Source organism: Pilimelia anulata (assembly GCF_014647895.1).
In the GTDB taxonomy this organism is placed as follows: domain Bacteria; phylum Actinomycetota; class Actinomycetes; order Mycobacteriales; family Micromonosporaceae; genus Pilimelia; species Pilimelia anulata.
Map to the genome: position 1 here is coordinate 44,071 of NZ_BMQB01000009.1, position 25,142 is coordinate 69,212.

26 protein-coding genes are annotated in these 25,142 nt (G+C 74.1%); 8 read left to right on the plus strand and 18 right to left on the minus strand.

The features are described from left to right. The first annotated feature begins 15 nt into the window (after positions 1–15). Positions 16–2,283: a 5-methyltetrahydropteroyltriglutamate--homocysteine S-methyltransferase gene (gene metE / locus IEY94_RS18415; RefSeq protein WP_189171471.1), complete on the plus strand. Its 2,268-nt coding sequence runs from the start codon at positions 16–18 to the stop codon at positions 2,281–2,283. Positions 2,284–2,720: 437 nt separating this feature from the next. Here metE and IEY94_RS18420 read toward each other — a convergent pair whose 3' ends face one another. The 3 genes from IEY94_RS18420 to IEY94_RS18430 all read right to left on the minus strand — a co-directional run bounded on the left by IEY94_RS18420 (position 2,721) and on the right by IEY94_RS18430 (position 4,403). Continuing rightward, positions 2,721–3,359 carry a GyrI-like domain-containing protein gene (locus IEY94_RS18420; RefSeq protein ID WP_189171472.1) on the minus strand — a complete coding sequence of 213 codons (639 nt, stop codon included), beginning with the start codon at positions 3,357–3,359 and terminating at the stop codon, positions 2,721–2,723. Positions 3,360–3,505: 146 nt separating this feature from the next. Then, positions 3,506–4,030 (minus strand): UTRA domain-containing protein, encoded by a 525-nt coding sequence (locus IEY94_RS18425; RefSeq protein ID WP_189171473.1) that lies wholly within the window; start codon positions 4,028–4,030, stop codon positions 3,506–3,508. A 100-nt stretch (positions 4,031–4,130) separates the two neighbouring features. Then, entirely contained in the window at positions 4,131–4,403 is a 273-nt protein-coding gene (locus IEY94_RS18430) for a hypothetical protein (protein ID WP_189171474.1), read from the minus strand. Between the two features lie 134 nt (positions 4,404–4,537). On the opposite strand from IEY94_RS18430, the gene IEY94_RS18435 reads away from it, so the two are divergent. Together IEY94_RS18435 and IEY94_RS18440 are read left to right on the plus strand one after the other, a co-directional pair. Beyond that, a complete protein-coding gene (locus IEY94_RS18435; protein ID WP_189171475.1) occupies positions 4,538–5,017 on the plus strand; it encodes a hypothetical protein in 480 nt (159 codons plus the stop codon). A 64-nt stretch (positions 5,018–5,081) separates the two neighbouring features. Beyond that, entirely contained in the window at positions 5,082–6,311 is a 1,230-nt protein-coding gene (locus tag IEY94_RS18440) for a helix-turn-helix domain-containing protein (protein WP_189171476.1), read from the plus strand. Positions 6,312–6,593: 282 nt separating this feature from the next. Here IEY94_RS18440 and IEY94_RS18445 read toward each other — a convergent pair whose 3' ends face one another. Then, the gene (locus IEY94_RS18445; RefSeq protein WP_189171477.1) at positions 6,594–6,800 is read right to left on the minus strand and encodes a hypothetical protein; all 207 of its coding nucleotides are present in this window, start codon (positions 6,798–6,800) and stop codon (positions 6,594–6,596) included. 514 nt (positions 6,801–7,314) lie between these two features. Here IEY94_RS18445 and IEY94_RS18450 point away from each other — a divergent pair. The 3 genes from IEY94_RS18450 to IEY94_RS18460 all read left to right on the plus strand — a co-directional run bounded on the left by IEY94_RS18450 (position 7,315) and on the right by IEY94_RS18460 (position 8,451). Further along, positions 7,315–7,488 carry a hypothetical protein gene (locus IEY94_RS18450; RefSeq protein WP_189171478.1) on the plus strand — a complete coding sequence of 58 codons (174 nt, stop codon included), beginning with the start codon at positions 7,315–7,317 and terminating at the stop codon, positions 7,486–7,488. A 124-nt stretch (positions 7,489–7,612) separates the two neighbouring features. Beyond that, positions 7,613–7,975, plus strand: coding sequence for a metalloregulator ArsR/SmtB family transcription factor (locus tag IEY94_RS18455; protein ID WP_189171479.1), 363 nt, complete (start codon positions 7,613–7,615; stop codon positions 7,973–7,975). After that, positions 7,972–8,451: an SRPBCC family protein gene (locus IEY94_RS18460; RefSeq protein ID WP_189171480.1), complete on the plus strand. Its 480-nt coding sequence runs from the start codon at positions 7,972–7,974 to the stop codon at positions 8,449–8,451. Before IEY94_RS18455 ends, IEY94_RS18460 begins: the two co-directional genes overlap by 4 nt. Before the next feature lie 9 nt (positions 8,452–8,460). On the opposite strand, the gene IEY94_RS18465 is transcribed toward IEY94_RS18460, so the two are convergent. Beyond that, positions 8,461–9,057, minus strand: coding sequence for a YdeI/OmpD-associated family protein (locus IEY94_RS18465; protein WP_189171481.1), 597 nt, complete (start codon positions 9,055–9,057; stop codon positions 8,461–8,463). 107 nt (positions 9,058–9,164) lie between these two features. Between IEY94_RS18465 and IEY94_RS18470 the strand changes: the two genes are divergently transcribed. Then, positions 9,165–9,734: a TIGR03086 family metal-binding protein gene (locus IEY94_RS18470; protein WP_189171482.1), complete on the plus strand. Its 570-nt coding sequence runs from the start codon at positions 9,165–9,167 to the stop codon at positions 9,732–9,734. A gap of 10 nt (positions 9,735–9,744) precedes the next feature. Here the strand turns inward: IEY94_RS18470 and IEY94_RS18475 are convergent, their stop codons facing one another. The 11 genes from IEY94_RS18475 to IEY94_RS18525 all read right to left on the minus strand — a co-directional run bounded on the left by IEY94_RS18475 (position 9,745) and on the right by IEY94_RS18525 (position 22,465). After that, positions 9,745–10,884 (minus strand): DUF2157 domain-containing protein, encoded by a 1,140-nt coding sequence (locus tag IEY94_RS18475; protein ID WP_189171483.1) that lies wholly within the window; start codon positions 10,882–10,884, stop codon positions 9,745–9,747. Between the two features lie 96 nt (positions 10,885–10,980). Beyond that, complete coding sequence (locus IEY94_RS18480) at positions 10,981–12,645, minus strand: copper resistance CopC/CopD family protein (RefSeq protein WP_189171484.1); 1,665 nt, start codon at positions 12,643–12,645, stop codon at positions 10,981–10,983. Between the two features lie 235 nt (positions 12,646–12,880). After that, a complete protein-coding gene (locus tag IEY94_RS18485; protein WP_189171485.1) occupies positions 12,881–13,372 on the minus strand; it encodes an SRPBCC family protein in 492 nt (163 codons plus the stop codon). Positions 13,373–13,429: 57 nt separating this feature from the next. After that, complete coding sequence (locus tag IEY94_RS18490; protein WP_189171486.1) at positions 13,430–14,209, minus strand: enoyl-CoA hydratase; 780 nt, start codon at positions 14,207–14,209, stop codon at positions 13,430–13,432. Beyond that, the gene (mmsB, locus tag IEY94_RS18495; protein WP_189171487.1) at positions 14,206–15,102 is read right to left on the minus strand and encodes a 3-hydroxyisobutyrate dehydrogenase; all 897 of its coding nucleotides are present in this window, start codon (positions 15,100–15,102) and stop codon (positions 14,206–14,208) included. Before mmsB ends, IEY94_RS18490 begins: the two co-directional genes overlap by 4 nt. After that, positions 15,099–16,148, minus strand: coding sequence for an enoyl-CoA hydratase/isomerase family protein (locus IEY94_RS18500; protein WP_189171488.1), 1,050 nt, complete (start codon positions 16,146–16,148; stop codon positions 15,099–15,101). The genes mmsB and IEY94_RS18500 overlap by 4 nt, the downstream gene beginning before the upstream one ends. Next, a complete protein-coding gene (locus IEY94_RS18505; RefSeq protein WP_189171489.1) occupies positions 16,145–17,290 on the minus strand; it encodes an acyl-CoA dehydrogenase family protein in 1,146 nt (381 codons plus the stop codon). The genes IEY94_RS18500 and IEY94_RS18505 overlap by 4 nt, the downstream gene beginning before the upstream one ends. A 7-nt stretch (positions 17,291–17,297) precedes the next feature. Further along, positions 17,298–18,797 carry a CoA-acylating methylmalonate-semialdehyde dehydrogenase gene (locus IEY94_RS18510; protein WP_189171490.1) on the minus strand — a complete coding sequence of 500 codons (1,500 nt, stop codon included), beginning with the start codon at positions 18,795–18,797 and terminating at the stop codon, positions 17,298–17,300. A 26-nt stretch (positions 18,798–18,823) separates the two neighbouring features. Beyond that, the gene (locus tag IEY94_RS18515) at positions 18,824–19,945 is read right to left on the minus strand and encodes a bifunctional 2-methylcitrate synthase/citrate synthase (RefSeq protein WP_189171491.1); all 1,122 of its coding nucleotides are present in this window, start codon (positions 19,943–19,945) and stop codon (positions 18,824–18,826) included. Beyond that, positions 19,942–20,880 (minus strand): methylisocitrate lyase, encoded by a 939-nt coding sequence (gene prpB, locus IEY94_RS18520; protein ID WP_189171492.1) that lies wholly within the window; start codon positions 20,878–20,880, stop codon positions 19,942–19,944. The genes IEY94_RS18515 and prpB overlap by 4 nt, the downstream gene beginning before the upstream one ends. A gap of 52 nt (positions 20,881–20,932) precedes the next feature. After that, complete coding sequence (locus IEY94_RS18525) at positions 20,933–22,465, minus strand: MmgE/PrpD family protein (RefSeq protein ID WP_189171493.1); 1,533 nt, start codon at positions 22,463–22,465, stop codon at positions 20,933–20,935. Positions 22,466–22,630: 165 nt separating this feature from the next. On the opposite strand from IEY94_RS18525, the gene IEY94_RS18530 reads away from it, so the two are divergent. Further along, positions 22,631–24,049, plus strand: coding sequence for a short-chain fatty acyl-CoA regulator family protein (locus tag IEY94_RS18530; protein ID WP_189171607.1), 1,419 nt, complete (start codon positions 22,631–22,633; stop codon positions 24,047–24,049). Between the two features lie 18 nt (positions 24,050–24,067). On the opposite strand, the gene IEY94_RS18535 is transcribed toward IEY94_RS18530, so the two are convergent. Together IEY94_RS18535 and IEY94_RS18540 are read right to left on the minus strand one after the other, a co-directional pair. Beyond that, positions 24,068–24,304 (minus strand): phosphopantetheine-binding protein, encoded by a 237-nt coding sequence (locus tag IEY94_RS18535; protein ID WP_189171494.1) that lies wholly within the window; start codon positions 24,302–24,304, stop codon positions 24,068–24,070. Next, the gene (locus tag IEY94_RS18540; protein WP_189171495.1) at positions 24,301–25,125 is read right to left on the minus strand and encodes an ABC transporter ATP-binding protein; all 825 of its coding nucleotides are present in this window, start codon (positions 25,123–25,125) and stop codon (positions 24,301–24,303) included. Before IEY94_RS18540 ends, IEY94_RS18535 begins: the two co-directional genes overlap by 4 nt. Positions 25,126–25,142 lie beyond the last annotated feature (17 nt).

The following is a 25,142-nucleotide window of genomic DNA, read 5'->3' on the forward strand; positions in this document are numbered from 1 at the left end:
AAAGGGAGCACGAGGATGAACGCGACCTCGTTCGGCGCCACGACGGTGCTGGGTTATCCGCGGATCGGCCCGCGGCGGGAGTTGAAGACCGCGGTCGAGGACTACTGGGCGGGGCGGATCGACGCCACCGCGCTCACCGACGCGGCCGCCCGGCTGCGCGCCCGGGTCTGGACGGACCTGCGCGACGCCGGGGTGGCGGGCATCCCGTCGGGGACGTTCTCGCTGTACGACCACGTGCTCGACACGGCCGTGACGGTCGGCGCGGTGCCGGACCGGTACCGCGGGCCCGGCCGCACCGAACTGGACACCTACTTCGCCATGGCCCGCGGCACCGACGACGAGCCGGCGCTGGAACTGACCAAGTGGTTCGACACCAACTACCACTACCTCGTCCCGGAGATCGGCCCGGACACGGCGTTCGCCGCGCACGCCGGCCGGCTGCTGGCCGAGGTGGCGCAGGCCCGCGGGCTGGGCATCGAGACCCGGCCGGTGCTGGTCGGCCCGGCGACGTTCCTGCTGCTGGCCAAGCCCGCCCCCGGCGCCCCGGCCGGCTTCCGGCCGCTGGACCGCCTGGACGACCTGGTCGCCGTGTACGCCGACGTGCTGCGCGAGCTGTACCGGGCCGGCGTCGCCTGGGTGCAGCTCGACGAGCCGGCGTACGTCGCCGACCGCACCCCCGACGAGGTCGCCGCGCTGCGGCGGGCGTACGAGAACCTGGCCGCCCCCGGCGAGCGCCCGCAGCTCTTCGTGGCCACCTACTTCGGCGAGCCGGGCGACGCCCTGCCGGCCCTGCTGGACACCCCGGTCGAGGCCGTCGGCCTGGACCTCGTCGCCGGCGCCGGCAGCCTCGCCCGGCTGGCCGAGCGCGGCCCGATGCCGTGGCGCACGATCGTCGCCGGCCTGGTCGACGGCCGCAACGTGTGGCGTACCGACCTGCGGGCCGCCGCCGCGACCGCGGCGACGCTGCTCGGCCTGTGCGACCGGGTGGCGGTGTCGACGTCGTGCTCGCTGCTGCACGTACCGGTCGACCTGGCCGCCGAGGCCGACCTGGACCCGGCGGTCCGCGACCGGCTGGCGTTCGCCCGGCAGAAGGTCGACGAGGTCGTCGCGCTGGGCCGCGCCCTGCGCGACGGCGTCGACACCCTCCCGCCGCCGGCCCCCGCGGCCCCGGCCGCCTGGCGCGACGACCGGGTCCGCGCCCGCCTGGCCGCGCTGCGCCCCGAGCAGTGCCGCCGGACCCCGTACGCCCAGCGCGTCCCCGCCCAGCGCGACCGGCTGGGCCTGCCGCCCCTGCCGACCACCACGATCGGCTCGTTCCCGCAGACGCCCGAGATCCGCCGCGCCCGGGCGGCCCTGCGCGCCGGCACCCTGGACGCCGCCGGCTACGCCGACCGGATGCGGTCCGAGATCGACGCGGTCCTGGCCGTCCAGGAGCGCCTCGGCCTGGACGTGCTCGTGCACGGCGAGCCCGAGCGCAACGACATGGTCCAGTACTTCGCCGAGCAGCTCGCCGGCTTCGCCGCGACCGCGCACGGCTGGGTCCAGTCGTACGGCTCCCGCTGCGTGCGCCCGCCGATCCTGTACGGCGACGTGTCCCGGCCGGAACCGATGACGGTCCCGTGGTCGACGTACGCCCAGTCCCGCACCGACCGCCCCGTCAAGGGCATGCTGACCGGGCCGACGACGATCCTGGCCTGGTCCTTCGTCCGCGACGACCAGCCGCTCGGCGACACCGCCGCCCAGGTGGCGCTGGCCCTGCGCGACGAGGTGCGCGACCTGGAGGCCGCCGGCATCCGGATCATCCAGGTGGACGAGCCGGCCCTGCGCGAGCTGCTGCCGCTGCGCGAGGGTGCGCACAGGGCGTACCTGGACTGGGCGGTGGCCGCCTTCCGCACCGCCACCTCCGGCGTGGCCGACGCCACGCAGATCCACACCCACCTGTGCTACTCGGAGTTCGGCGCGGTCCTGCCGGCGATCGACGCCCTGGACGCCGACGTGACGAGCATCGAGGCGTCCCGGTCCCGGATGGAGATCCTGGCCGACCTGGCCGCCGCCGGGTACGGGCGCGGGGTCGGCCCGGGCGTGTGGGACATCCACTCGCCGCGGGTGCCGGAGCTGGCCGAGGTGGTCGCGGCGCTGCGGGCGGCGGTGGCGGCGGTACCGGCGCAGCGGGTGTGGGTGAACCCGGACTGCGGGTTGAAGACGCGCGGGTACGCCGAGGTGGAGCGGTCGCTGGCCAACCTGGTCGAGGCGGCGCGGGAGGTGCGGGCGACGCTGCCCTGACCGTGTCGGGGGCCGCCCGTGGCGCGGGCGGCCCCGCTGGCCGCGCGGGTGCGCCAGACTTCGGTGCATGCCGATCCCGCAGGATGCCGCCGCCCGGCCGCCGTACCTGCCTTCGTACGGCCCGCGTCGTGCGGGTCCGCGAGCAGGACTGCGAGGTGTGGAGCCGGGGTACGGTCAGCTCGGTCGCCTTCGCCCCGATGTTCCCCGGGCCGCGGGTGGAGCGCGTGTCGCCGGGTCACCCGGTCGCGCTCGCCGCCGGGCCGGACGGCGCGGGCGTCGTGCTGTGGCGGTGGTACGACGCCGTGGTGCTGGGCACGGACGGCGACGCGGTCCGGCTGCGGGAGCCCGCGCACGGCGAGGTGCTCGCCCGGGCGACGTCGCCGCGTTCTATACCGAGAAGGGCTTTTGGCCGGCGGTGTTCGAGCGGCGCTGACGGGTCATTCCGAGTCGAGCCGATCGGTCGTGGCTACCGGTTGGCGGAGAATGGTGCGGAGCTTCCCGGGTGCGACTTTGCGGGCGTCGCTCAAATAGATCTCGTGGTGCTTGCCGACCATCCGGAAGCCGTTGGCCGGGATGAACTCGCGGTGCATCCGGGCCAGCGTTTCGGCCTCGTCGTCGTACGGGCCGACGTGGAGGGTCTGCACGCAGCGGCCCTCGGCCAGCGATTCGAGCCGGACGTCGCCGAGTCGCCGCGGGCTCGCCCTGGCGGCAACCCGGTCGCGCGCCGCGCCGAACATGTCGCGGTCGATCCAGTCCGGGATCATGATCATGAGCGTCCAGTCCCATCGGGACTTGTCGCGCGACCCCGTGAACGCGTCCATGTCGGCGGCCCACCACAGGCCCTCCAGGGGCATGACGACGTGGTCGCGGCCGAGGAATTGCTTGCTGGCGAACTTCAGGCCGTAGGCCAAGGGGTAGAGGGCCTCGGCCGCGTCCGCGAAGGCCCGGCCGGTGTTGGGGTCGCCGTGCCCGTCGACCATGAGGTAGCGGAGGTCGGGGACATCGACGATCCGGAACCGGCCCTGCCGCGCACGATAGGCGTCGATCTCCTTCTTGAAGTCGACCTTGCCCGTCATTGCCTGCCCCGCAACGCCACCACCGACGCCCCTTCCGCCCGCTGGCTCCCCGCCCGAATGGTGAATTCGCGCCGCCGGCCCAGCCGTCTCACGAATGCCGTCCCGCCCGGCCGGGTGCCGACCGCCGCCGGCACCCGGGGGCCACGTCAGTAGACGAGTTCCTGCCGGCCGGGCGCGAGGACGAGCGTCCCCACTTCGAGAACCTGGTCGGTCGCGGCGTCGCGCACGATCCGCAGAATCGTGATGACGAACGGCGCATCGAGCCGGAGTGCGGCGACCTCCTCGTCACTCGCCGCGCGGCCGCCGACGATGTCGGACTCGGCCAGTGTGTGCCCGGCGTCCTCAAGTCGGCTGTACATGCCGCCCGGCCCGGTGTCGGGCTCGGCGAGAACCGGGAGCGCAGCGGCCACGTCCGACGGGCAGAACGACGTCGCCAACTGCAGTACGCGATCGTCGGCGGACATCAGGCGGGCGCGGGCCAGCAGCGGCGTACCGGCGGGAACGCCGAGCACCTTCGCCACCTCGGCGGGCGCGGGGCGCTCGCGGTCGATGGTGGTGGTGACATCCGGCCGTACACCCGCGTCAAGGAGATCGGCATAGAACCCGCGCTGCTCGGCGTGGACGGCCCGGTTACGGGCAAGACGCCGGATGGGTTCGGTGGTCGCGGTCAAGGCTACTCCTGCTCGAAGTCGACCATACTTTTCGGCGCCTCGCCCGAACGTCACCAGCGATGGCCCTCCGCCCCGACAGGCTCCGCGACAGGCTGATGCCTCAGCGCCGCCATGGTAACAACGCAATGGCCTCGAGAAGTCCGGAGTTCGACGCGGTCGCACCCACGACCGACGCGCGGGATATCGATGCGGTGTTGTGCCGGAGATGCCGCGGCGGACCAGGCGCGAGCGGATCCCGCTCTTCGGCGTGCGGCTCGTCACCGGGGGCACGCTGGACGGCGCCGCCGCGCACCTGGCACACGAGGACCTCGCCCACGTGGCGCTGCTCGCGGCCGAGCGGGCGTCGACCGCGGCCGACGACCGGATCGGGCACGCCGCGATCCAGGCCACCCGCTCCTGGGTGCTGTCCCGCCAGGGGCTGTGGAGCAAGGCCGAGCACCTCGCCGTCGACACCGCGGCGGACATCGAACCCGCCCTGTCGAGCGCCCCGGTGGAGCAGGTCGCGGTGTGGGGCGAGCTGAGCGGTACGCCGCGCTCGCGCTGTCGCGCGCCGGCCGCCACAGCGAGGTCGCCGAGGTCATCGCGCTGCTGCGGTGGCCGCTCAGCGGGTGGCCCTCGGCGCGCGGACCCGGGCGATCGGCACCGCGTTCTCCCCCACCGTCGTCGCCATGCGCGGGGGTCGACGCGGCGAACTCCGCCGGCGACTACCGCCGGGCCCTGGACCTGGCGCTGCGGGTGGAGCGGCCCGAACGCACGCCGCCCGCCATGCACTCCCGGTACCTGTTGAACGTCGCCCGGGCGCAGACCTGCGATTGGCGCTCGGCGGACGCGGTGGGCACGCTGCTGCGCGCCGAACAGGTCGCACCGGAGGCGCTGGCGCACCAGACCGTGGCCAGGATGATCGTGGGCGAGCTTCTCCCCCGGCGGAACCGCCACCGACTGCCCGGCCTCGCCCCACTCGCCGCCCGCCTCCGCGTCGCCGCCTGACCATCGGGCCACGCCTGTGGCGGCGCCCCTGGCCCGCCGAGGTGCGCGGACTTACGCTCGACGTATGACCCACGACCCGCTGCGGCTGCCGACGCTGACGACCGGGCAAAGGATCAAGGTGTACCGCACTCGACGGGGTATGACCCGTCCGGTGCTGGCGGGGCTCGTCAGCCGAAGTGTGGAGTGGGTCAAGAGCGTCGAGACGGGAAAGATCCACCCGCCCCGGCTCGGGATGCTCAACCAGATCGCGAAGACACTCAACGTCCCGGTGACCGAGCTGCTGGACGCCGACCAGCAGCCCTCGGCCAATCTGAGTGGACCGCGCCAGCCCGACCTTGATCGGGTCCGCGACGCCCTGAACCCGATCGAGCCGATCGAGCCGATCCCGCTCGCCGCGCTTCGCGCCGAACTGGACGCCGCCTGGCGAGTCCGGGACACCGACCCGAACCACCGGAGCGCCATCGGCCCCAGAGCCGCACGCCTACTGGCGGTGGCCCATGCCTGTGTCCGGGCGCAGGAGACCCGCTCGGACCGCATGAGGGCGTACGCGCTGATGGTCGAAGCATGCGGGCTGGGGCAGAACTTCGCGGCCTTCCAGTCCGGCGCGGCGGACGTGCTGTGGCGACTGGTGGAGCGCAACCTTATTGCCGGACATGACGGCGGCAGCAGGACGGCCCTCGGTGTGTCCGCCCGCTGGGCGTCCATCGCGCATCGCGAGGCCGGCAGTTGGGATGCCGCGCATGCGCTCCTCGACCGGACCATCGACGAGCTGGAGCGCAACGCCGACGACGCCGATCACGCCTTCCTCGCGGCGCTGGGAGCGCTGCACAGCGAGAAGGCTGTCACGTTCGCGCGGGCCGGCGAGACCGGTCGGTCCCTGCGGCACCTCGACCTGGTAACCGCGGTCGCAGCACGCCTGCCGCACGGCTACTTCTACGCGCCCATCAGCTTCGGCAGGTCCGACGTGCGGGTGTCGGCTGTGCAGATCGAAGTCGAACTGCGGCAGCCCAACGGAGCTCTGCGTGCCGCGGCGCGTGCGGAGCGGGATGGCGCCGTACCCTCGCGGCCGCGGTGGGCGCGCCACCACGTCGATGTGGCGCGGGCGCATCAGTTACGGGGCGAGTACGACGAGATGGCTCGCGCGCTGCGGGCGGCGCATCGCATCAGCCCGCAGTCGGTGGTCTACAGCCCCATCGCACGCAAGCTCGGCATGGACCTGCTCGAAACCCGCGGCCAACGCGAGCTGGCTCGGGAGGTGGCCGTCCTGGCCGGCCTCACCGACACAGCCGGGTAGCGTTCCTACCTTTTGTAGCGGGTCGAACACCATAGCTGCGTTCGCATGTGGTGGTTGATCCCCGGTCTCTTGATCGGATTCTCGCTCGGGTTCCTGTTCACCAAGATCAGGAATCGATGGTGCCCGGCCTGCGGCGGTTCCACGTTGGCGCTACGACCGGAGCGGGACAGTGCTGCGGACTGGTGACCGCTTGCTCCTCCACGAGGGTGAGTACCGACGTGGGCGGGACCTGATCGCGGTCGAGATCCTCGCTGTGGGCGCCCTTCGGTTGGACGGCTCGGGCTACTGGCTTCCGGTGAAATGCGCCCGGACCACGCCGCACGCACCGCCGGAGGTCCGCTTCATCGAGATCAGATCGGCCTCGATTCCGCTTGCCAGGAGCAGAGCGGCCACCGCACCGAAGTGACAGCGCACCATCCTGAGGGGAGGATCGTTCGTGTTCTTGCGTTCGACAGCCGGGTTCGCGGTGGGGCTGGCGTTGGTGCCCACGCCGGCAGCCCCCACCAATCCCGAGCCACTGACCATCGTGAGGCGGGTCTTTGCCGCGGCGGACCCCGTAGCGGCGCACGCCGCCCTCACCCGTACCGAGCGGGCCGCGTTCGATGCGGGCTACCTGCCTTCGCGGAAATCGACTATCCCGCCGAGAGCATCGCCAGCGGGGACTGTCGGAAGCACCAGCAGAAGCACGGACTGAAGGCACCAGCAGGGAACACGCTGTACACGTACTGGACCGAGATCAACTGGTGCCACAACCCGAAGAAGGGGTGGTACAACACCGATGTCACCGCGGACGGCACCGGCGGGGAGACCAAGACTCCCGGCTACACCTACCGGGGCACGGTCGATTCCGACGCCGGTGTGGTCGGTACGTCGCGAGGTTGGGCGCAGCACTGGTTCGAGGTGGCGTTCCTCCCGGACAGCAGACCGTGCTTGCGGGTGTACGTGACCAACCATTTCGAACCGGGTAAAGATTTCGTATGTTCACTCGGCTGAAAGGGGTCCCATGAGGCGCAAGCTGCTGATTGTCGGAGGTGTTCTGCTCGGCACCGCGGTGCTGGGGATCGCCGCAGTGTTGGTCTTCCTGATTCCGACCGACACCGACTCCTCCTACCCCGCCGTGGTCACCGAGAACACGCCGGGCGAGACCCCGCGTCCCCTCAGAACCGCAAGGGACTGAGGGGACGAGCAGCGCGGTCACCGGCGGTACCCCGGCCGAACATCAGGTCCGGGGTACCGCCGCAGTGCCTGAACGTGGCGGCATGGGATTGCCCGAAGCGTAACCTATCGGTTACGCTTCGGGCGTGGACGAGGTGGCAGGGGCGATCGCCGATCCGGTGCGGCGGGAGATCCTGCTGATGCTGCGCGACGAGCCGCTCTCGGCCGGCCAGATCGCGGACCGGTTCGTGATCAGCCGGCCGGCCGTCAGCCGGCACCTGCGCGTACTGCGCGGGGCCGGCCTCGTGCGCGACACCGCCGACGGACGCCGGCGGGTCTACACCCTGGCCACCGGCCCGCTCGACGAGCTGGTCGGCTGGCTGGGCCGGCTGAGGCGCCCGGCCGGCTGGGGACCGCGCCTCGACGCGCTGGCGACCGAGGTCCACCGCACCCGCCGCGAGCGGCGCACGGCCGCCCGGCAGCCCCCGTCCCAGGAGGAGACCGCATGAGCCCGACACCGACCGGCCGACTGTTCGGCGACGACCTCGTGCTGACCCGCACGTTCCGCGCGCCGATCGCGGACGTGTGGGCGAGCCTCACCGAGTCCGCGCGCACGGCCCGCTGGTTCGGCCCGTGGCAGGGCGAGGCGGGTCCGGGGCAGGCGATCAAGGTCCGGATGGTGCACGAGGAGGGCGAGCCGTGGGTAAACATGACCATCGACGCGTGCGAGCCGCCGCGCCGGCTGGCGCTGTCCGCCGTGAACGAGCACGGGAGCTGGTACCTGGACCTGACGCTGACCGAGAGCGCGGGCGTGACGGAGCTGCGATTCACCCAGCACCTGACCGGCACCGAGAATGTCGGCGAGGTCGGACCGGGCTGGGAGTACTACCTGGATGCGCTGGTGGCCTCGCGCGATGACCTGCCGGCGCCCGATTTCCACGACTACTACCCGGCGCTGAAGGAGCATTTCGAGTCGCAGCGATGACGCGGGTACCTACTGCGGTTTGGCCTTCTGCGGGTAGATGGTTTCGTGGCGGGCCAGCATCGCGACGAACTCGCCGATCTTCCGTTCGCGCGTCTCGGCCCGCTTGACGGCGTTCAGGCGGTGAATGAGCGCGAAGCGATTGGCCTTGGTCAGTACCTCGAGCATCGCCCGGGCGGCGGGTACGGCGGCGATCGCGGCCAGCAGGTCGGCCGGCACCTCGGCCTCCGACGGCGGGGCGTACGCGGCGGCCCACCGGCCGTCCGCCCTCGCCGCCTCCACGGCGGCGCGGCCCGACGGCTGCATCCGGCCCTGCTCCTCCAGCCGGGCCACGTTGGCGACGTTGCGCTGTGACCAGGCACTGCGGGGCCGGCGCGGGGTGTACCGGATCCAGGAACTCTCCTCGTCCCGCTTGCGGGCCTGTCCGTCGATCCAGCCGAAGCACAGCGCCTCGTCGACCGCCTGCTGCCAGGTCAGCGTGGTGACCGTGCCGCCCTTCCTGGTCAGCGCGAGCCACACGCCGGGCGCCGTGGCGTGATTGCTCGACAACCACGCGCGCAGCGCCGCGGCGTCCGCGACGACCAATTCATCCAGCTCGGCTCCGGGCATGACAGGAGGCTAACCGCCGGGTACGACAGTCGGCGCAATGGCGTGCCCCGGGACGGCGCGCATGCGAGCATCAGGTCGCAGTACCGGCCGAACTCGAGGAGATCCCGATGGCACTGCCCGACCCACCCGCCGAGCGGCACCGACAGGTCAGCAGCGGATTCACCGATCGGGTCCGGGGCGCCCGATCCTGGGATGCGCCCGCGCCGGTCGCCGGGTGGACCGCCCGCGATGTCGTACGCCACCTGACCGAATGGTTCCCGCCATTCCTGGCCGCCGGCTCCGGTATTCGCCTGCCGGCCGGGCCATCGGTCGACGACGATCCGGTCGCCGCGTGGCTCGCGCACACCGAAGCGGTGCAGTCCGTACTCGATGACCCGGCGACAGCCGGACGCCTCCTGTCGAATCCGCATATCGGCGAACTGCCGCTCGACAGCGCGATCGACCGGTTCTACACAGCCGACGTGTTCATGCACACCTGGGACCTGGCCCGGGCCACCGGGCAGGACGACCGGCTCGACCCGGACTTCTGCGCGCAACTGCTGGCCGGCATGGAGCCGATGGAGGAGATCATCCGCTCGTCCGGGCAGTACGGCCCCCGCGTACCGGTACCGGCGAACGCCGACCCGCAGACCGGCCTGCTGGGGTTCATCGGCCGCGATCCGGAGTGGACCGCCTGACCCGGGCCGATCAGGGTGCCGGCGGCACCGGGTCGCCCTCCGGGGTCGGGCCGTCCTCCGGGGTGCGGCGGATCCGCAGTCCGACCAGGCTGCCGGCGAGCAGGGTGACCCCGGCGACCAGCATCACGCCGCTGGCGCCGAGCGAGCCGCCGGTGATGTCGTACAGGAACTCCGGCACCACGACGGTGGCGCCGATGACGCCGCCGGCCAGCACGACCCACTCGCGGATCCGCGCGTACGCGGCGAAGCAGACGGCCGCCACGATCGCCGTCAGGACGTACCCGACGTAGTCGACGTGGTTGTCGTCCCCGCTGCCGCCGCCCACGACCACCTGCGCGCCGATCAGCCCCAGCGTCACGGCGATCGCGATCCCGAACCGCCGCTCGACGACCAGCCGCCCCCACACCAGCCCCACCCACACCACGCCCAGCCCGAGCAGGCCGGCGCCGATCATGGCCGCTTCGTGAACGTCCAGCAGGGCCAGGGCGTTGCCGTAGACCACGCACGCGCCGAACGCCACGACCAGTTGCCCGAGCGCGCTGCGGGCGAGCAGGTACCCCGCGATCGCGACGGCGAGCCCCGCGGCCGTCGCCAGCAGGGTGGCGGACTCGGGGGGCGTGTAGGGCTCCTTGCTCGTGTCGAAACCGGCGTACACCGCGAAACCGGTCACGGCGGCCGCCCCGCTCAGCAGTGTGCTCGACAGCCGCCGCCGCACGCTGTCCCCGGCCCGGGGCCGCCACCACCGGGCTCCCGGCGCCCCGGCCCGCCACTGCACGACGACGCCGGCCGCGACCAGGACCGCCGCCATGGTGGCGAGGATCGCCACCCGCCGCGCCGGGCCGAGCGCCTCCCACTCCTCGCCGAGGTACAGCGTGGTCGCCCCGACCACGAACGAGGCGCCCAGGTAACCGGCGATCTCCCCCAGCCGCCGCCGCAGCCCCTCCGGCCGGGCCGGCGCGTCCGCGCCGTACTCCTGTACGACGGCGCCGGCCTGACCGGACGTGAGCACTCCCCGCGCCACGAGCCGGTCGAGCGCGGCGGTCAGCCGGCCGGGGTCCACCGGGCCGGCGGACCGCGCCGCGGCGACCTCCCCCGCCGGCGCGGGCGCGCTCTCATCCGGCCGGGCGGGCCGGTCACCGGGCTGCTCCACGCTGGCCTCCTCGTCGCTGGGGCTATACCGTGCCAGGATCCGCCGCGGGGGCGGCAACCCGGCAGAGTACGAATACTCAGCCCTGCTCGGCGCTCGCTATTTGACCGGCACGGTGGCGGTGACGGTTGCCTCGTCGATGTCGGATACGCGAATTGTCACCCTGAGCTGCCAGTCGCCCGGTACCGGGAAATTGATGCCGCCGAGGCCCTGGTTGCCGAGCAGGGGCGCGACCGGGTTGTCCATGGGTTCGATTCCCCTGCCGGGCAGCGCGGCGGTGACCTTCCACTCGGCGACGTCGAGCGGTTTGCCGTCGGGCGTGTAGACGAAGGCGTGGAAGGTGTTGTTCTCGCCGAGCTGGACGGGGAAGATCTCGAACTGCACGGCGTACAGCGGGCTGTTCAGCGTGGTCGCGAAGCCCTTGGCTTTCGCCTGTGCGGTGGCCTCGACGGCCGCCGAGCGTGCGGGTGTGGTCTGCGCCAGCGCGGCGCTCGCCGCCAGGATCAGCGCGGCGATTCCCAGCTCGGCCCACACCGACCGCCGGAGCGACGTCGCGTAGGAGGGGCCCTTGCGGCGGCGCACCAGCCGGCGGGAGAAGGCCGCGACCGCCAGCATGCCGGCCATCAACACCAGCTTGGCGATGACGAGCCGTCCGTAGTCGGTTCTCGGCAGGAGGTCCAGGGCGCCGACCTGGACGAGGGCCTGAACGGCCCCGCCCAGGACCAGGCAGCACACCGCGGCGGCGGCCCAGCGCGACCAGGCGGGCAGGATGACGTGCAGCTCCCGCGGATCGGCCCGCCGGAGCAGGAAGCCGACCAGTAGCGCCAGGCCGCCCAGCCACACGGCCATGCTGAGCAGATGGACCATGTCCGCTGCCACCATGACCGCGGGCAGCGGGGAGGCGATCTGGTGGCCGGCCAGCGGCCACGTCGCCGCTCCGGCCAGCAGGACCCCGACCAGGGCGATCCGCGCCGGTCTCGTCCTGCCCGCCCCGAGGATCTCGCGGACCAGCAGGGCGGCGACGGCGATCAGGGCCAGGCGGGCGAGCAGCACCAGCCCGAACCGGCTGAGTGCCACCTGGCGCAGTTCCGCGCCGGAGACGTCGAACAGGCCCGCCCCGGAGCTGTACGGCGCCTGCAACCAGAGCGACGCCAGGGTCGACACCGTCAACAGCCCGAACCCGGCGGCCACCATGCGCAGCGGTCCCCGCCTGGACAGCCGCCGCGGCCAGAGGACGAGCAGGAGCAGGAGGGGGCCGACCGTGAGGGTCAGGCCGGCGTAGCCGGCGTACCTGGCGGCCGCGGCCGCCGTCTCGACGGTCGGGTTCACCCCCGTGTCCTCGGCCTGCGGGGGCTCCGAGGGGGCGCCGACCGAGAACGCGAACGCGCCCGGGATCGTGTGGTTGTCGGCCGAGACGATGCGGTAGCTCACCACATAGGTACCGAGCGGGCGGTCCGCCGCCCGGATCGCGATGGACAGGCGCGGGCCGTCGACGACCGGGTCACCGACGTTGATCCGCTTGCCGTCGGGGGCCACCACCTGCGTTCTTCCCGCCACCGGGACCACCGGTTCGTTGAAGACCAGCGTGACCGTCGGCGGGGCCTGCGGGACGACCGAACCCTGCTGCGGGGTCGCCGCGGTCAGGATCGCGTGGGCGCTCGCCGGCTGGGCGGGCCCGGCTGGGACCGACAGTGCACCGACGAGCGCGGCCACGGCGGTGGCGGCCCACCGGCGCAGTCGCGGCGGGCCGTGGAGTGGGGTCACGCCCTCTAGTACAGCTCACCGGCACGATTGGTTCAGCGCGGTAAGAAATACTCGGCGCCGGTGGCCAGCAGCCCCGCGCGGTGCCCGATCGGGACTCCCCGCCGGCCGGCCGGCGGCGCACGCCACCGTCGGCGGTTCGCCTTGCGCGTGGCCGTGAGGTGGGTGTGACGGCTGAGCAGGTGGTAAAGAATGCGTCAGCGAATGCCGTTCGCTCAGCCTCTCGGCGGGCCGCAGCTCAACCCTTCGCTTCGCGGACGTCCGTTCCGTGCTCGGCGAACGCCTTGAAGTCCCGCATGTGCCGTAGCGACTGCTTGCGGAAGGCGCCGGGCATCAGGAGCCCCACCAGCCGCATCAGCAAGCCGTTGAACCGGTACTCGCTCTCGCTCACCCAGCGCGTCGTCCCCGGGCCGGTTTCGGTCAGGCGGTCGCGCACGGCGCTCCACATGCCGTTGCCGACGATCTCGCGGTCGAACTGGACGACGCCCTCCCTCGCGATCGCGTGCAGGTCCACCGGTTCCCGGCGCGTGATGGTCTCGGTGCACTCGATCCTCTGCTGCCCCATCTGCATCACCACTCGCGACCTGGTGCCGGCCTGCCCGTGCACCCCGCTCAGCGGCTCATGCAGCACCAGGCCCCGCAGCCACTTCGGCAGGTGTTCGGGGTCGGCGAGTAGCTGGGCCACCCTCTCCCGCGGCAGGGCGATCTCCATCGAGACGGCGTACTTCATGGCGGAGCGCTCCGGTTCCCGAGTGAACGGACGCACACTAACAGCTTCCGGAGCGGTTCAGCGGTCGGTGAAGGCGGGTGGGCGCTTGGCGATGAACGCCGCCATCCCCTCCGTCTGATCGTCGGTCGCGAAGGTCGCCTGGAACAGCCGCCGCTCGAACAGCAGCCCCTCCCCCAGCGGTACCTCGAACGACCGGTTCACCGCCTCCTTGACCATCCGCGCCGCCGGCCCCGACATCGCCGCCACCCGCGCGGCCACCCGGTGCGCCTCGTCCAGCAGTGTCCCGGCGGGAACGACCCGCGACACCAGCCCCGCCCGCTCGGCCTCGTCGGCCGTGATCGTCCGGCCGGTCAGGCACAGGTCCATGGCCTTGGCCTTGCCGATGGCCCGGGTCAGCCGCTGCGACCCGCCCATCCCCGGGATCGTCCCCAGCGTGATCTCCGGCTGCCCGAACCGCGCCGTGTCCGCGGCCAGCAGGATGTCGCACATCATCGCCAGCTCGCACCCGCCCCCGAGCGCGTACCCGGACACCGCGGCGATCAGCGGGGTGCGCACGGCGGCCAGCGCCGACCAGCCGGCGAACCAGTCCGCCGCGTACATCTCGCTGTACGTCCGGTCGGCCATCTCCTTGATGTCCGCGCCCGCGGCGAACGCCCGGGCCGACCCCGTGATGATGATCGCCTTGATCGCCGGGTCGGCGTCGAGCGCGCCCGCCGCCGCGGTCAGGTCGCCCATCACCTGCCGGGACAGCGCGTTCAGCGCCTCCGGCCGGTTCAGCGTCAGCACGCCGACGTCGCCGCGGTCGGTGTCGACCAGGACGGTCCCGTACGCGCTCATGCGGCGTGCTCCGCCCGCAGCGCCCGGGCGGCGAGGGCGGTGATGATCGCGGAGAAGTCGCGGTCCTCCCCGCCGGCGGCGACGAACCGCTCGTACAGCGCGGCGGCCGCCGCCCCGAGCGGCGCGTCCACGTCGCCGGCCCCGGCGGCCGCGGCCGCCAGCCGGAGGTCCTTGAGCATCAGCGCGGCGGAGAAGCCGCCCGCGTAGTCGCGGTTCGCCGGGCTCGCCGGCACCGGCCCCGGTACCGGGCAGTAGCTGGTCAGCGCCCAGCACTGCGCCGACGAGGTGGCGGCCACGTCGTACAGCGCCTGATCGCTCAAGCCGAGCGACCGCCCGAGGACGAACGCCTCCGAGACGGCGATCATCGACACGCCCAGCACCATGTTGTTGCAGATCTTCGCGGCCTGCCCGGCGCCGGCGGGGCCGCAGTGGATCGTCCGCGAGCCGAGGACCCCCAGCAGCGGGCGGGCCCGCTCCACGTCGGCCGGGGCGCCGCCGACCATGAACGTCAGCGTCCCGGCGGCCGCGCCCGCGGTACCGCCGGAGACCGGGGCGTCCAGCGGCGAGCGGCCGGCGGCCCGGGCTGCCTCGGCGGCGGTCCGGGCGTCGGCGACGGCGACGGTCGAGCAGTCGACCAGCAGCGCGCCGGGTGCCGCGACCGGCAGGACGTCGCGGTAGCAGGCGGCGAGGTGCGCGCCCGAGGGCAGCATCGTGAACACCGCGTCCGCGTCGGCGGCGGCCGCGGCCGCCGTGGCGGCGATCCGGACGCCGTTCGCGCGGGCGGCGTCAGCGGCGGCCGGGGCGGGGTCGTAGCCGGTCACCGGGTGGCCGGCGGCGGCCAGGTTGGCCGCCATCGGGCCGCCCATGTTGCCCAGTCCGAGGAACGCGATCATCGCTGTCCTTCCACGTGCAGGTCCGGCGGGTTGTCGAGCGGGGCGAAGCAGGCGTCCACCAGCGCGTCGGGTACGGCGTCGAGCGTGGCGGGTTGCCAGCGGGGGTTGCGGTCCTTGTCGATGATCTGTGCGCGGATGCCCTCGGCCAGGTCCGGCAGGCGGAGCAGGGCGGCCGACAGGCGGTACTCGATCGCCAGGGCCGCCGGCAGGTCCGGCAGGGCGGCGGCGCCGCGGATCGAGCGCAGGGCGACGGCGAGCGAGGTCGGGGACTTGGTGGCGATCTCCTTCGCCGCCGCCTGCGCGACCGGCGCCGGGTGGGCGGCGAGCCGGTCGACAATCGCGGGCACGGTGTCGGCGGCGTAGCAGGTGTCGATCCAGTCCCGGGCGGCGGCCAGCTCGCCGGGTGGCGGCGGGGCGGCCAGCGAGGCGACCGCGCCGGCGGCGTCCCGGCGGGCCAGGGCCAGCATCAGGTACCGGAGCCGGTCGGCCGGCAGGTAGTGGTCGGCCAGGCCGGCGGCGATCGCGTCGCCGGCGCCGACGGGCGCGCCGGTCAGGGCCAGGTGGGTGCCGATCCGGCCCGGCGCCCGGGCGAGCAGCCGGGAGCCGCCCACGTCGGGGTGGAAGCCGATGCCGACCTCCGGCATCGCCAGCCGGGAGCGCTCGGTGACGACGCGCAGGCGGGCGTGGCCGGCGATGCCGATGCCGCCGCCCATCACCAGGCCGTCCATCCAGGCCACGACGGGCTTCGGGTACGCGGCGATGGTCGCGTTGAGGCGGTACTCGTCGGCCCAGAAGTCCAGCGAGCCGGTGCCGCCGCCGACGGCGTCGGCGTGGATGGCACGGATGTCGCCGCCGGCGCACAGGCCGCGGTCGCCGGCGCCGGTGATGAGGACCGTGTGGACGCGGTCCGAGGCCGCCCACAGGGCGAGGGTGCGGCGGATGATCGCGACCATCTCGGCGGTCAGGGCGTTGATCGCGCGCGGGCGGTTCAGGGTGAGGTGGCCGAGGTGGCCGGTGAGCCGGGCGATGACCGGCGGGGCGCTCACGCGGCGGTCCGGTCGGCGAGCAGGTCGCGGGCGATGATCACCCGCATGATCTCGTTGGTGCCCTCCAGGATGCGGTGTACCCGCAGGTCCCGGACGATCTTCTCGATGCCGGTCTCGGTGAGGTAGCCGTAGCCGCCGTGCAGTTGCAGGGCGGCGTCGGCGACCTCGAAGCCGGTGTCGGTGGCCAGCCGCTTGGCCATCGCGCAGGCGGCGGTGGCGTGCGGGTCGCCGCGGTCCAGGGCGTCGGCGGCGCGGTGCAGCAGCAGCCGGGCGGCCTCGAGCTGGGTGTGCGCGTCGGCGACCCGGAAGCGCAGCGCTTGGGCGTCGGTCAGCGGGGCGCCGAAGGCGTGCCGGTCGCGCAGGTACGCGACCGCGCGGTCCAGCGCGGCCCGGCCGCCGCCGAGCGAGCAGGCGCCGATGTTGAGCCGGCCGCCGTCGAGGGCGGCCATCGCGATGGCGAAGCCGCCGCCCTCGGCGCCGAGCAGCGCGTCGGCGGGCAGGCGGGCGCCGTCCAGGACGACCTGGCGGGTGGGCTGGGCGTTCCAGCCCATCTTGGCCTCGTTCGGGCCGCAGGACAGGCCGGGGTTGTCGGCGTCGACCAGGAACGCGGAGATGCCGCGCGGGCCGGGGCCGCCGGTGCGGGCGAAGACGATGTACAGGCCGGCGGCGCCCGCGCCGGAGATGAACTGCTTGACGCCGTCCAGGATCCAGCCGGCGCCGTCGCGGCGGGCCCGGCTGGTGATCGCGCCGGCGTCGCTGCCGGCACCGGGCTCGGTGAGGCAGTACGCGCCGAGGGTGTCCATCGTGCACAGGTCCGGCAGGCGGGCCGCCCGCTGGGCGGGGGTGCCGTGCCGGTCGACCATCAGCGCGACCATGTTGTGGATCGAGGTGTACGCCGACAGCGACGGGCAGCCGGTGGCCAGCGCCTCGAAGATCACCGCGCCGTCGCGGCGGCCCAGCCCGCTGCCGCCGTACTCCTCGGCGACATACACGCCGCCGAGGCCGAGGGCGGCGGCCTTGCGCAGTACGTCGACCGGGAAGTGCTTGCGCTGGTCCCAGTCGACCGCGTGCGGGGCGAGGTGGGTGGCGGCGAAGTCCGCGACGGTGTCGCGCAGGGCCGCCTGCTCGTCGGTCAGCTCCATCGAATCCTCAGCTCATCGTCGGGATCACGAAGCTGGCCCCGTCCCGGACGCCGTGCGACAGCCAGCGGGAGGTGACGGTCTTGGTCCGGGTGTAGAAGCGGATGGCGTCCGGGCCGTGCTGGTTGAGGTCGCCGAAGCCGGACGCCTTCCAGCCGCCGAACGTGTGGTACGCGATCGGGACCGGGATCGGCACGTTCACCCCGACCATGCCCACCTGCACCCGCTGGGTGAAGTCGCGGGCGGTGTCGCCGTCGCGGGTGAAGATGGCCACGCCGTTGCCGTACGGGTGCTCGTCGCACAGCTTCAGCGCCGCGGCGTAGTCGTCGGCCCGGGCCACGCACAGGACCGGGCCGAAGATCTCCTCCCGGTACACGCTCATCCGCGGGGTGACCCGGTCGAACAGCGACGGCCCCAGGTAGTAGCCGGCCGGGTCGCCGGTGCCGGCGTGGCCGCGGCCGTCCAGGACCAGCTCGGCGCCCTCGGCGACGCCCGCGGCGATGTGGTCGACCACCCGCTGCCTCGCCGCGGCGGTGACCAGCGGCCCGAAGTCGGCGGCCGGGTCGTCCGGGGCGCCGACCCGCAGCGCGCGGGCCCGCTCGGCCAGCCGGGCCACCAGGGCGTCCGCGGTGGCCGCCCCGACCGGTACGGCGACCGAGAGCGCCATGCACCGCTCCCCCGCCGACCCGTACGCGGCGCCGACCAGCGCCTCGACCACCTGGTCCAGGTCGGCGTCGGGCATGACGACGGCGTGGTTCTTCGCGCCGCCGAAGCACTGGGCCCGCTTCCCGTGGGCGGCGGCGGTGGCGTACACGTGCCGGGCGACCGCGGATGAGCCGACGAAGCCGACGGCCTTCACCCGCGGGTCGGTGAGCAGCGGGTCGACCGCGGCGGCGTCGCCGTTGACCACGTTGAACACGCCGGGCGGGCCGCCCGCGGCGGCGAACAGCTCGGCCAGCCGCAGCGGCACCGACGGGTCCCGCTCGCTGGGTTTGAGCACGAACGCGTTGCCGCAGGCCAGGGCCGGCGCGGCCTTCCACAGCGGGATCATCGCCGGGAAGTTGAACGGGGTGATCCCGGCGACGACGCCGAGCGGCTGGCGCATCGAGTAGACGTCGATGCCGGTGCCGGCGGAGTCGGTGTACTCGCCCTTGAGCAGGTGCGGGATGCCGGCGGCGAACTCGACCACCTCGCAGCCGCGCTGCAGGTCGCCGTGCGCGTCGGCGAGGGTCTTGCCGTGCTCGGCCGAGAGCAGCGCGGCCAGCTCGCCGGCCTCCCGCTGGATCAGGTCCAGCCACTTGATCAGGACCCGGGCGCGCTTCTGCGGGTTGGTGGCCGCCCAGCCGGGCTGCGCCGCGGCGGCGTCGGCGATGACGGCGTCCACCTCGCCGGCGTCGGCGAGCGCGACCTGCCGGGCGACAGCGCCGCGGCTCGGGTCGTACACGTCGCCGTACCGGCCGGCGGTGCCGGCGACGGGCTTGCCGCCGACGAAGTGGCCGAGCTGCTCCATGGCTGTCTCCTCGCGGGGGGGGTGGGTCAGGCCGGGACGGGGCGCTGCTGCGGGCCGGTGTAGGCGCCGAGCGGGCGGATCAGGACGTTGGCGTCGAGCTGCTCGATGACGTGCGCGGTCCAGCCGGTGATCCGGCTCATCACGAAGATCGGGGTGAACGCCGGGGTGTCGAAGCCCATCAGGTGGTAGGCCAGGGCGGACGGGTAGTCGAGGTTCGGGTGGATGCCCTTGCGGTCCAGCATCGCCGCCCGGAGCCGGGTGTACAGCGCGGCGAGGCGGCGCAGCCGGTCGTCGCCGTGGGCCGCGACCAGTCCGTCGAGGGCGTGCTGCATGATCGGGACGCGGGAGTCGCCGTGCTTGTACACCCGGTGCCCGAAGCCCATGATCTTGCGCTTGTCCGCCAGGGCGCCGTCCAGCCAGGACTCGGCCCGAGCCGGGTCGTCGATCTCGGTGAGCATGTCCATCACGGCCTCGTTGGCGCCGCCGTGCAGCGGGCCCTTGAGCGCGCCGACGGCGCCGGTGACCGCGCTGTACAGGTCGGACAGCGTCGAGGTGATCACCCGGGCGGTGAAGGTGGAGGCGTTGAAGCTGTGCTCGGCGTACAGGATCATGGTGATCTCGAACGCCCGCACGACGTCGGCGGCCGGGACCGCGCCGAAGCACATGTGGAAGAAGTTCTCCGCGTACCCCAGGGCCGGGTCGGGCGGGATCGGGTCCTGCCCGCGGCGGCGGCGCAGGTCCAGCGCGACGACCGTCGGGAGCCTGGCGAACAGGGCCAGCGCCTTGGCGTGGTTGGCGGCCCGGTCGGCGTTCTCCTCGGTCGGGTCCTGGGCGCCCAGGTACGACACGGCGGTGCGCAGGACGTCCATCGGGTGGCAGGTGTCCGGCAGCTTGTGCAGCAGCTCCTGCCCGCTGCGGTCCAGGGCCCGCTGGGCGCGCTCGGCGGCGCGGAAGTCGGCGAGCTGCGCGGCGTCGGGCAGGTCGCCGTGCCAGAGCAGGTACGCGACCTCCTCCCAGGACCGGGTGGCCGCGAGGTCCTGGACGGCGTACCCGCCGTAGGTGAGCGAGTTGGTCTCGCTGATCACGGTGGAGATGGCGGTGGTGTCGACGACGACGCCGGCCAGGCCGCGGTGGATGTCGGTGCTCACGGGTGCGTTCCTCCGGTGGTCGGGGCGGCGGCGTCGGGCAGCGCGCCGGTGGCGACGGCGGCGTCGAGGCCGGCGTACGCGGGGTAGTCGAGGACGTCGTACAGGCGGGCCCGGGTCATCATCCGGTCGAGCACCCCGGCCGCCGTGCCGTCGGCGGCGAGCCGGGCCAGGCCGTCCTCGACGGCGCCCATCGCCAGCCGCAGCGTGGTGACCGGGTGGATGACCAGGTTGTAGCCGAGGTCGCGCAGCTCGGCGACGGTGAGCGCGGGGCCCTTGCCGAACTCGGTCATGTTGGCCAGCAGCGGCGCGGCGACCGCCCTGCGGAACGCGGCGAACTCGCCCGGGTCGGCCAGCGCCTCGGGGAAGATCGCGTCGGCGCCGGCGGCCAGGTACGCCCGGGCCCGGTCGATCGCGGCGTCCAGGCCCTCGACCGCGCGGGCGTCGGTCCGGGCCATGATCAGGAAGTCCGGGTCGCGGCGGGCGGCGACGGCGCCGCGCAGCCGCTGGACCATGTCGGCCGGGTCGACGACGGCCTTGCCGTCGAGGTGGCCGCAGCGCTTGGGGTTGACCTGGTCCTCCAGGTGGCAGCCGGCGAGGCCGGCGTCCTCCAGCCGCTGGATGGTCCGGGCCGCGCTGAGGTGCCCGCCGAAGCCGGTGTCGGCGTCGACCAGGGCGGGCAGGTCGGTGGCGGCGGCGATGTCGGCCGACCAGCCGGCCACCTCCGGGAGCGTGGTCAGGCCGACGTCGGGCAGCCCGGCCGCGGCGGACAGGGCGCCGCCGGAGATGTACACGCCCTCGAAGCCGTGCCGCTGCACGAGCCGGGCGGCCAGCGGGTTGAAGGCGCCGGGCAGCCGGAGCAGGCCGCCGCCGGCGAGGCCCTCGCGCAGCGCCCGCCGCTTGGCGGCGACGGGGGTGCGGGCGGACAGGTACGTCATCGGGGTGTCCTTCCGGGCGGTGCCGGGCGCGCACCGGCGCCGTGGGGGCGGGTCACCGGAAGATCCCGCCCGGCAGCGCGGCGTCGGCGGCGGCGAGCGCCGCGTGGTCGACGGCCGGGAACAGCGCCGCCAGGTCGGCGGCGGCCAGCGCGTCGAGGCCGGTGGCGGCGTCGAGGAACGCCCGCTGCGCGGCCGGGGCGACGACGCCGCCGGCGAGGGCGGCGAACTTGCGCTCGTACGCCGGCCGGTCGAACGGGCGGGCGCCCGCCGGGTGGGCGTCGGCGAGGGCGAGCGCGTCCTCGACCACGGTGCCGTCGGCGAGGGTGACGACGAGCCGGCCGCCGAACGCCTTCCGGTCCGGGTCGGGGTCGTGGTACCGGCGGGTCCACTCCGGATCCTCGACCGTCGTGATCTTCTGCCAGAGCGCGACGGTGTCGGGCCGGGCGGCCCGGTCGGGGGCGTACGAGTCGATGTGGTGCCAGGTGCCGTCCTGCAGCGCGACGGCGAGGATGTACGGGATCGAGTGGTCCAGGGTCTCCCGGCTCGCGGCCGGGTCGTACTTCTGCGGGTCGTTCGCGCCGGAGCCGATCACGTGGTGGGTGTGGTGGCTGGTGTGCAGGACGACCGAGGCGATCCGGGCCACGCCGTCGGCGGCGTCGATGCCGGGCAGCTTCTCCCGCAGCGCCCGGGCCAGGTCGATGAGGGCCTGGGCCTGGTACTCGGCGGAGTGCTCCTTGGTGTACGTGGCGAGGATGCCGCGCAGCGGGTCGCCGGGGGCGGGCAGCGGCACGGTGTAGGCCGCGTCGGGGCCGGACAGCAGGCGGGCGATGAACCCGTCCTCGCCCTCGTAGATCGGGGCGGGCGCGCCCTCGCCGCGCATGGCCCGGTCGACGGCCTCGATGGCGGCCTTGCCGGCGAACGCGGGCGCGTACGCCTTCCAGGAGGAGATCTCGCCCTTGCGCGACTGCCGGGTCGCGGTGGTGGTGTGCACGGCCTGGCCGACCGCCTGGTACACCACTTCGGTCGGCAGGTTCAGCAGCGCGCCGAGGCCGCATGCGGTCGCGGCGCTCAGGTGGGCGACGTGGTCGATCCGGTGCTCGTGCAGGCAGATGCCGGTGACGAGCGCGACGTGCACCTCGTACGCCACCAGCAGGCCGCGCAGCAGGTCGGCGCCGGACGCGCCGGTGTGCTGGGCGACGGCGAGCAGCGGCGGGATGTTGTCGCCGGGGTGCGAGTAGTCGGCGGCCAGGTACGTGTCGTGGAAGTCCAGCTCCCGGACGGCCGTGCCGTTGGCCCACGCCGCCCACTCGGGCGAGACGCGCAGGTCGGGCGCGGTACCGAAGATCGACGCACCGGGGGTCGCGCGGTGCGGGCGGGCCTGCGCCCGGGCGACCGCGACGGGCCGGCGGGCGAGCGAGGCGACGGCGACGGCCGCGTTGTCGATCACCCGGTTGGCGACCATCGCGGCGGCGTCGGGGTCGACCGGCGCGGCGGCGGTGGCCAGCGCGGCGAGGTGCCAGGCGAGCTGCCGCTCGCGGGGCAGGCGGTCCGCGCTGGGGTGCGCGCGCACCCGGTGGTCGATCACGTGGCCTCCTCGGCTGCCGGTGGGGGGTTCGCGCCCAGCTTCGCCCGAAAGCACCCATCCGGTCGACCACCGGTCATTGCGTAGTTTTCACCGCCGAACCTGCGTAACCGCGAACTCTTGCGAACTTTGCGAGTGGTAAATTCGCAAGGCGGATCGGGGGTGGCGATGACCGGTGGGAAGAAGCTGTACGCGCACGCCAAGCTGCGCCGGCTGCGCCGCGAGCACGGGCTGACCCAGGCCGAGCTGGCCCGCCGGCTCGACCTGTCCACCAGCTACCTCAACCAGATCGAGAACAGCCAGCGGGCGCTGACCGGCGGCGTGCTGCTGCGGCTGGCCGAGGTCCTCGGCGTCGACCCCGAGTACTTCGCCGACACCGACGCCGAGCGGCTCGGCGCCGACGTGCGGGCCGCGCTCGCGGACGAGGCCAGCGGCGGCGACATCGACCCCGCCGACGCCGCCGACCTGATCCGCGAGCACCCCGGCGCGGCCCGCGCGCTGGTCGCGCTGCACCAGCGGTACCGGGACGCCGCCGCCCGGGTCGCCGCGCTCGCCGGCCCGGCCGACCCCGCGCCGGGCCTCGGCGAGCCGCACGACGACGTCCGGGACTTCTTCTACCGGCACCACAACTACTTCGACCCGCTGGACGCCGCCGCCGAGGAGCTGGCCGGCGCGCTGGCGCTGGCCCCCGGCCGGGCCGCCGAGGCGCTGACCCGGCACCTGGCCGACGCGCACGGCGTGCGGGTGGTCGCCGCGCCGGCCGACGGGCACGGCATCCGCCGGTACGACCCGGCCACCGGGGTGCTGCGCCTGGCCGCCAACCACACCGACGGGCAGCGGGCGTTCCAGCTCGCCACGCAGCTCGCGTTCCTCGCCCACGGGCCGCTGCTCACCGAGCTGGCCGCCGACCCGGCGCTGGACGCCACCGGGCGGGCGCTGGCCCGGATCGGGCTGGGCAGCTACTACGCCGGGGCGCTGCTCATGCCGTACGGCGACTTCCACGCCGACGCCGAGCGGCTGCGGTACGACATCGAGCTGCTCGCCGGCCGGTACGGCGTCGGCTTCGAGACGGTCTGCCACCGGCTGAGCACCCTGCAGCGGCCGCACCGGCGCGGGGTGCCGCTGTCGTTCCTGCGGGTGGACCGGGCCGGGAACATCTCCAAGCGGCAGTCGGCGACGGACTTCCACTTCTCCCGGCTGGGCGGGACGTGCCCGCTGTGGACGGTGTACGAGGCGTTCGCCGCGCCGGGGCGGATCCTGACCCAGGTGGCGGAGATGCCGGACGGCAAGCGGTACTTCTGGCTGGCCCGCACGGTCACCCACGGCGGGTACGGGCACCACACGCCGCGGGGGACGTTCGCGGTGGCACTGGGCTGCGAGCTGCGGCACGCGCACCGGCTGGTGTACACGGACGGGGTGGCGCTGGACGACCCGCGGGCGGCGACGCCGATCGGGCTGGGCTGCCGGATCTGCGAGCGCCGCGACTGCGCCCAGCGCGCCCGCCCACCCGCGGGCGGGCGGCTGGCGATCGACGAGAACCTGCGCGCGACCGTGCCGTACACCGTGGAGACCCGCCACCCGGCGTGAGGGCGGCGGGTCCCGGCCTCAGCCGGCGGTGGTGGCGGCGTCCAGCAGCGCCGCCCAGGCGCGGACCGTCGGCTCCTCGGCCAGCGCGACGAAGCTGACCTCCGCGCCCTCCGTCCGCCACGTCTCGACCAGCGTCATCACCCGGACCGAGTCCAGGCCGTGGTCGATCAGGTCGTCGGTGACCTCGATCCCGTCCGCCGGTACCTCCAGCAGCTCCGCGATCTGCGCGCGGACCCGCTCCTCCCGTGGTGTCATTGCAGCTCTCCCGTCGTGGTGCGGGGCCGGGCCCGGCGGGCGCCGGTCAGCCGGGGGATGACCAGCGGCGTGCCGCTCTCCGGGTCGGTGATGACCCGGCAGGACAGGCCGAAGACCTCGGCGACCAGCTCCTCGGTCACGATCGCGGCCGGGTCCCCGGCGGCGACCACCCGGCCGTCGCGCAGGGCGATGAGGTGGGTGGCGTACCGGCTGGCCTGGTTCAGGTCGTGCAGCACCGCGACGAGGGTACGCCCGCCCTCGTCGTGCAGGCGCGCGCAGAGGTCGAGGACCTCGACCTGGTGGGCGATGTCCAGGTAGGTCGTGGGCTCGTCGAGCAGCAGGATCGGCGTCTCCTGGGCCAGCGCCAGGGCCAGCCAGACCCGCTGCCGCTGGCCGCCGGAGAGCTGGTCGACGGGCCGGCGGGCCAGGTCGGTGACGCCGGTGGCGGCCAGCGCCCGGGCCACCGCCCGCTCGTCCTCGGGCGACCACTGGCGCAGCAGGCCCTGGTGCGGGTACCGGCCGCGGGAGACCAGGTCGGCGACGGTGATGCCGTCCGGGGCGATCGGGCTCTGCGGGAGCAGGCCGAGCCGGCGGGCGACCTCCTTGGCGGGGAGCCCGGCGATCTGCTCGCCGTCGAGCAGGACCCGGCCGGCGGCGGGGGCGAGCAGCCGGGCCAGGGCGCGCAGCAGGGTGGACTTGCCGCAGGCGTTCGGGCCGACGATCACGGTGAGGGATTCGTCGGGGATGCGTACGGTCAGGTCGCGGGCGACCACCCGGCTGTCGTAGCCGAGGGTGACGGCGTCGGCCACCAGTCGCGTCATCGGACCTCCTCCTCGTC

Excerpts from the sequence above, each read along its gene's own strand:
- metE (WP_189171471.1), top strand. The coding sequence starts at position 16 with ATGAACGCGACCTCGTTCGGCGCCACGACGGTGCTGGGTTATCCGCGG.
- IEY94_RS18420 (WP_189171472.1), bottom strand. The coding sequence starts at position 3,359 with ATGACGGGCAAGGTCGACTTCAAGAAGGAGATCGACGCCTATCGTGCG.
- IEY94_RS18440 (WP_189171476.1), top strand. The coding sequence starts at position 5,082 with ATGACCCACGACCCGCTGCGGCTGCCGACGCTGACGACCGGGCAAAGG.
- IEY94_RS18450 (WP_189171478.1), top strand. The coding sequence starts at position 7,315 with ATGAGGCGCAAGCTGCTGATTGTCGGAGGTGTTCTGCTCGGCACCGCG.
- IEY94_RS18460 (WP_189171480.1), top strand. The coding sequence starts at position 7,972 with ATGAGCCCGACACCGACCGGCCGACTGTTCGGCGACGACCTCGTGCTG.
- IEY94_RS18465 (WP_189171481.1), bottom strand. The coding sequence starts at position 9,057 with ATGCCCGGAGCCGAGCTGGATGAATTGGTCGTCGCGGACGCCGCGGCG.
- IEY94_RS18470 (WP_189171482.1), top strand. The coding sequence starts at position 9,165 with ATGGCACTGCCCGACCCACCCGCCGAGCGGCACCGACAGGTCAGCAGC.
- IEY94_RS18485 (WP_189171485.1), bottom strand. The coding sequence starts at position 13,372 with ATGAAGTACGCCGTCTCGATGGAGATCGCCCTGCCGCGGGAGAGGGTG.
- IEY94_RS18490 (WP_189171486.1), bottom strand. The coding sequence starts at position 14,209 with ATGAGCGCGTACGGGACCGTCCTGGTCGACACCGACCGCGGCGACGTC.
- mmsB (WP_189171487.1), bottom strand. The coding sequence starts at position 15,102 with ATGATCGCGTTCCTCGGACTGGGCAACATGGGCGGCCCGATGGCGGCC.
- IEY94_RS18505 (WP_189171489.1), bottom strand. The coding sequence starts at position 17,290 with ATGGAGCTGACCGACGAGCAGGCGGCCCTGCGCGACACCGTCGCGGAC.
- IEY94_RS18510 (WP_189171490.1), bottom strand. The coding sequence starts at position 18,797 with ATGGAGCAGCTCGGCCACTTCGTCGGCGGCAAGCCCGTCGCCGGCACC.
- prpB (WP_189171492.1), bottom strand. The coding sequence starts at position 20,880 with ATGACGTACCTGTCCGCCCGCACCCCCGTCGCCGCCAAGCGGCGGGCG.
- IEY94_RS18530 (WP_189171607.1), top strand. The coding sequence starts at position 22,631 with ATGACCGGTGGGAAGAAGCTGTACGCGCACGCCAAGCTGCGCCGGCTG.
- IEY94_RS18535 (WP_189171494.1), bottom strand. The coding sequence starts at position 24,304 with ATGACACCACGGGAGGAGCGGGTCCGCGCGCAGATCGCGGAGCTGCTG.
- IEY94_RS18540 (WP_189171495.1), bottom strand. The coding sequence starts at position 25,125 with ATGACGCGACTGGTGGCCGACGCCGTCACCCTCGGCTACGACAGCCGG.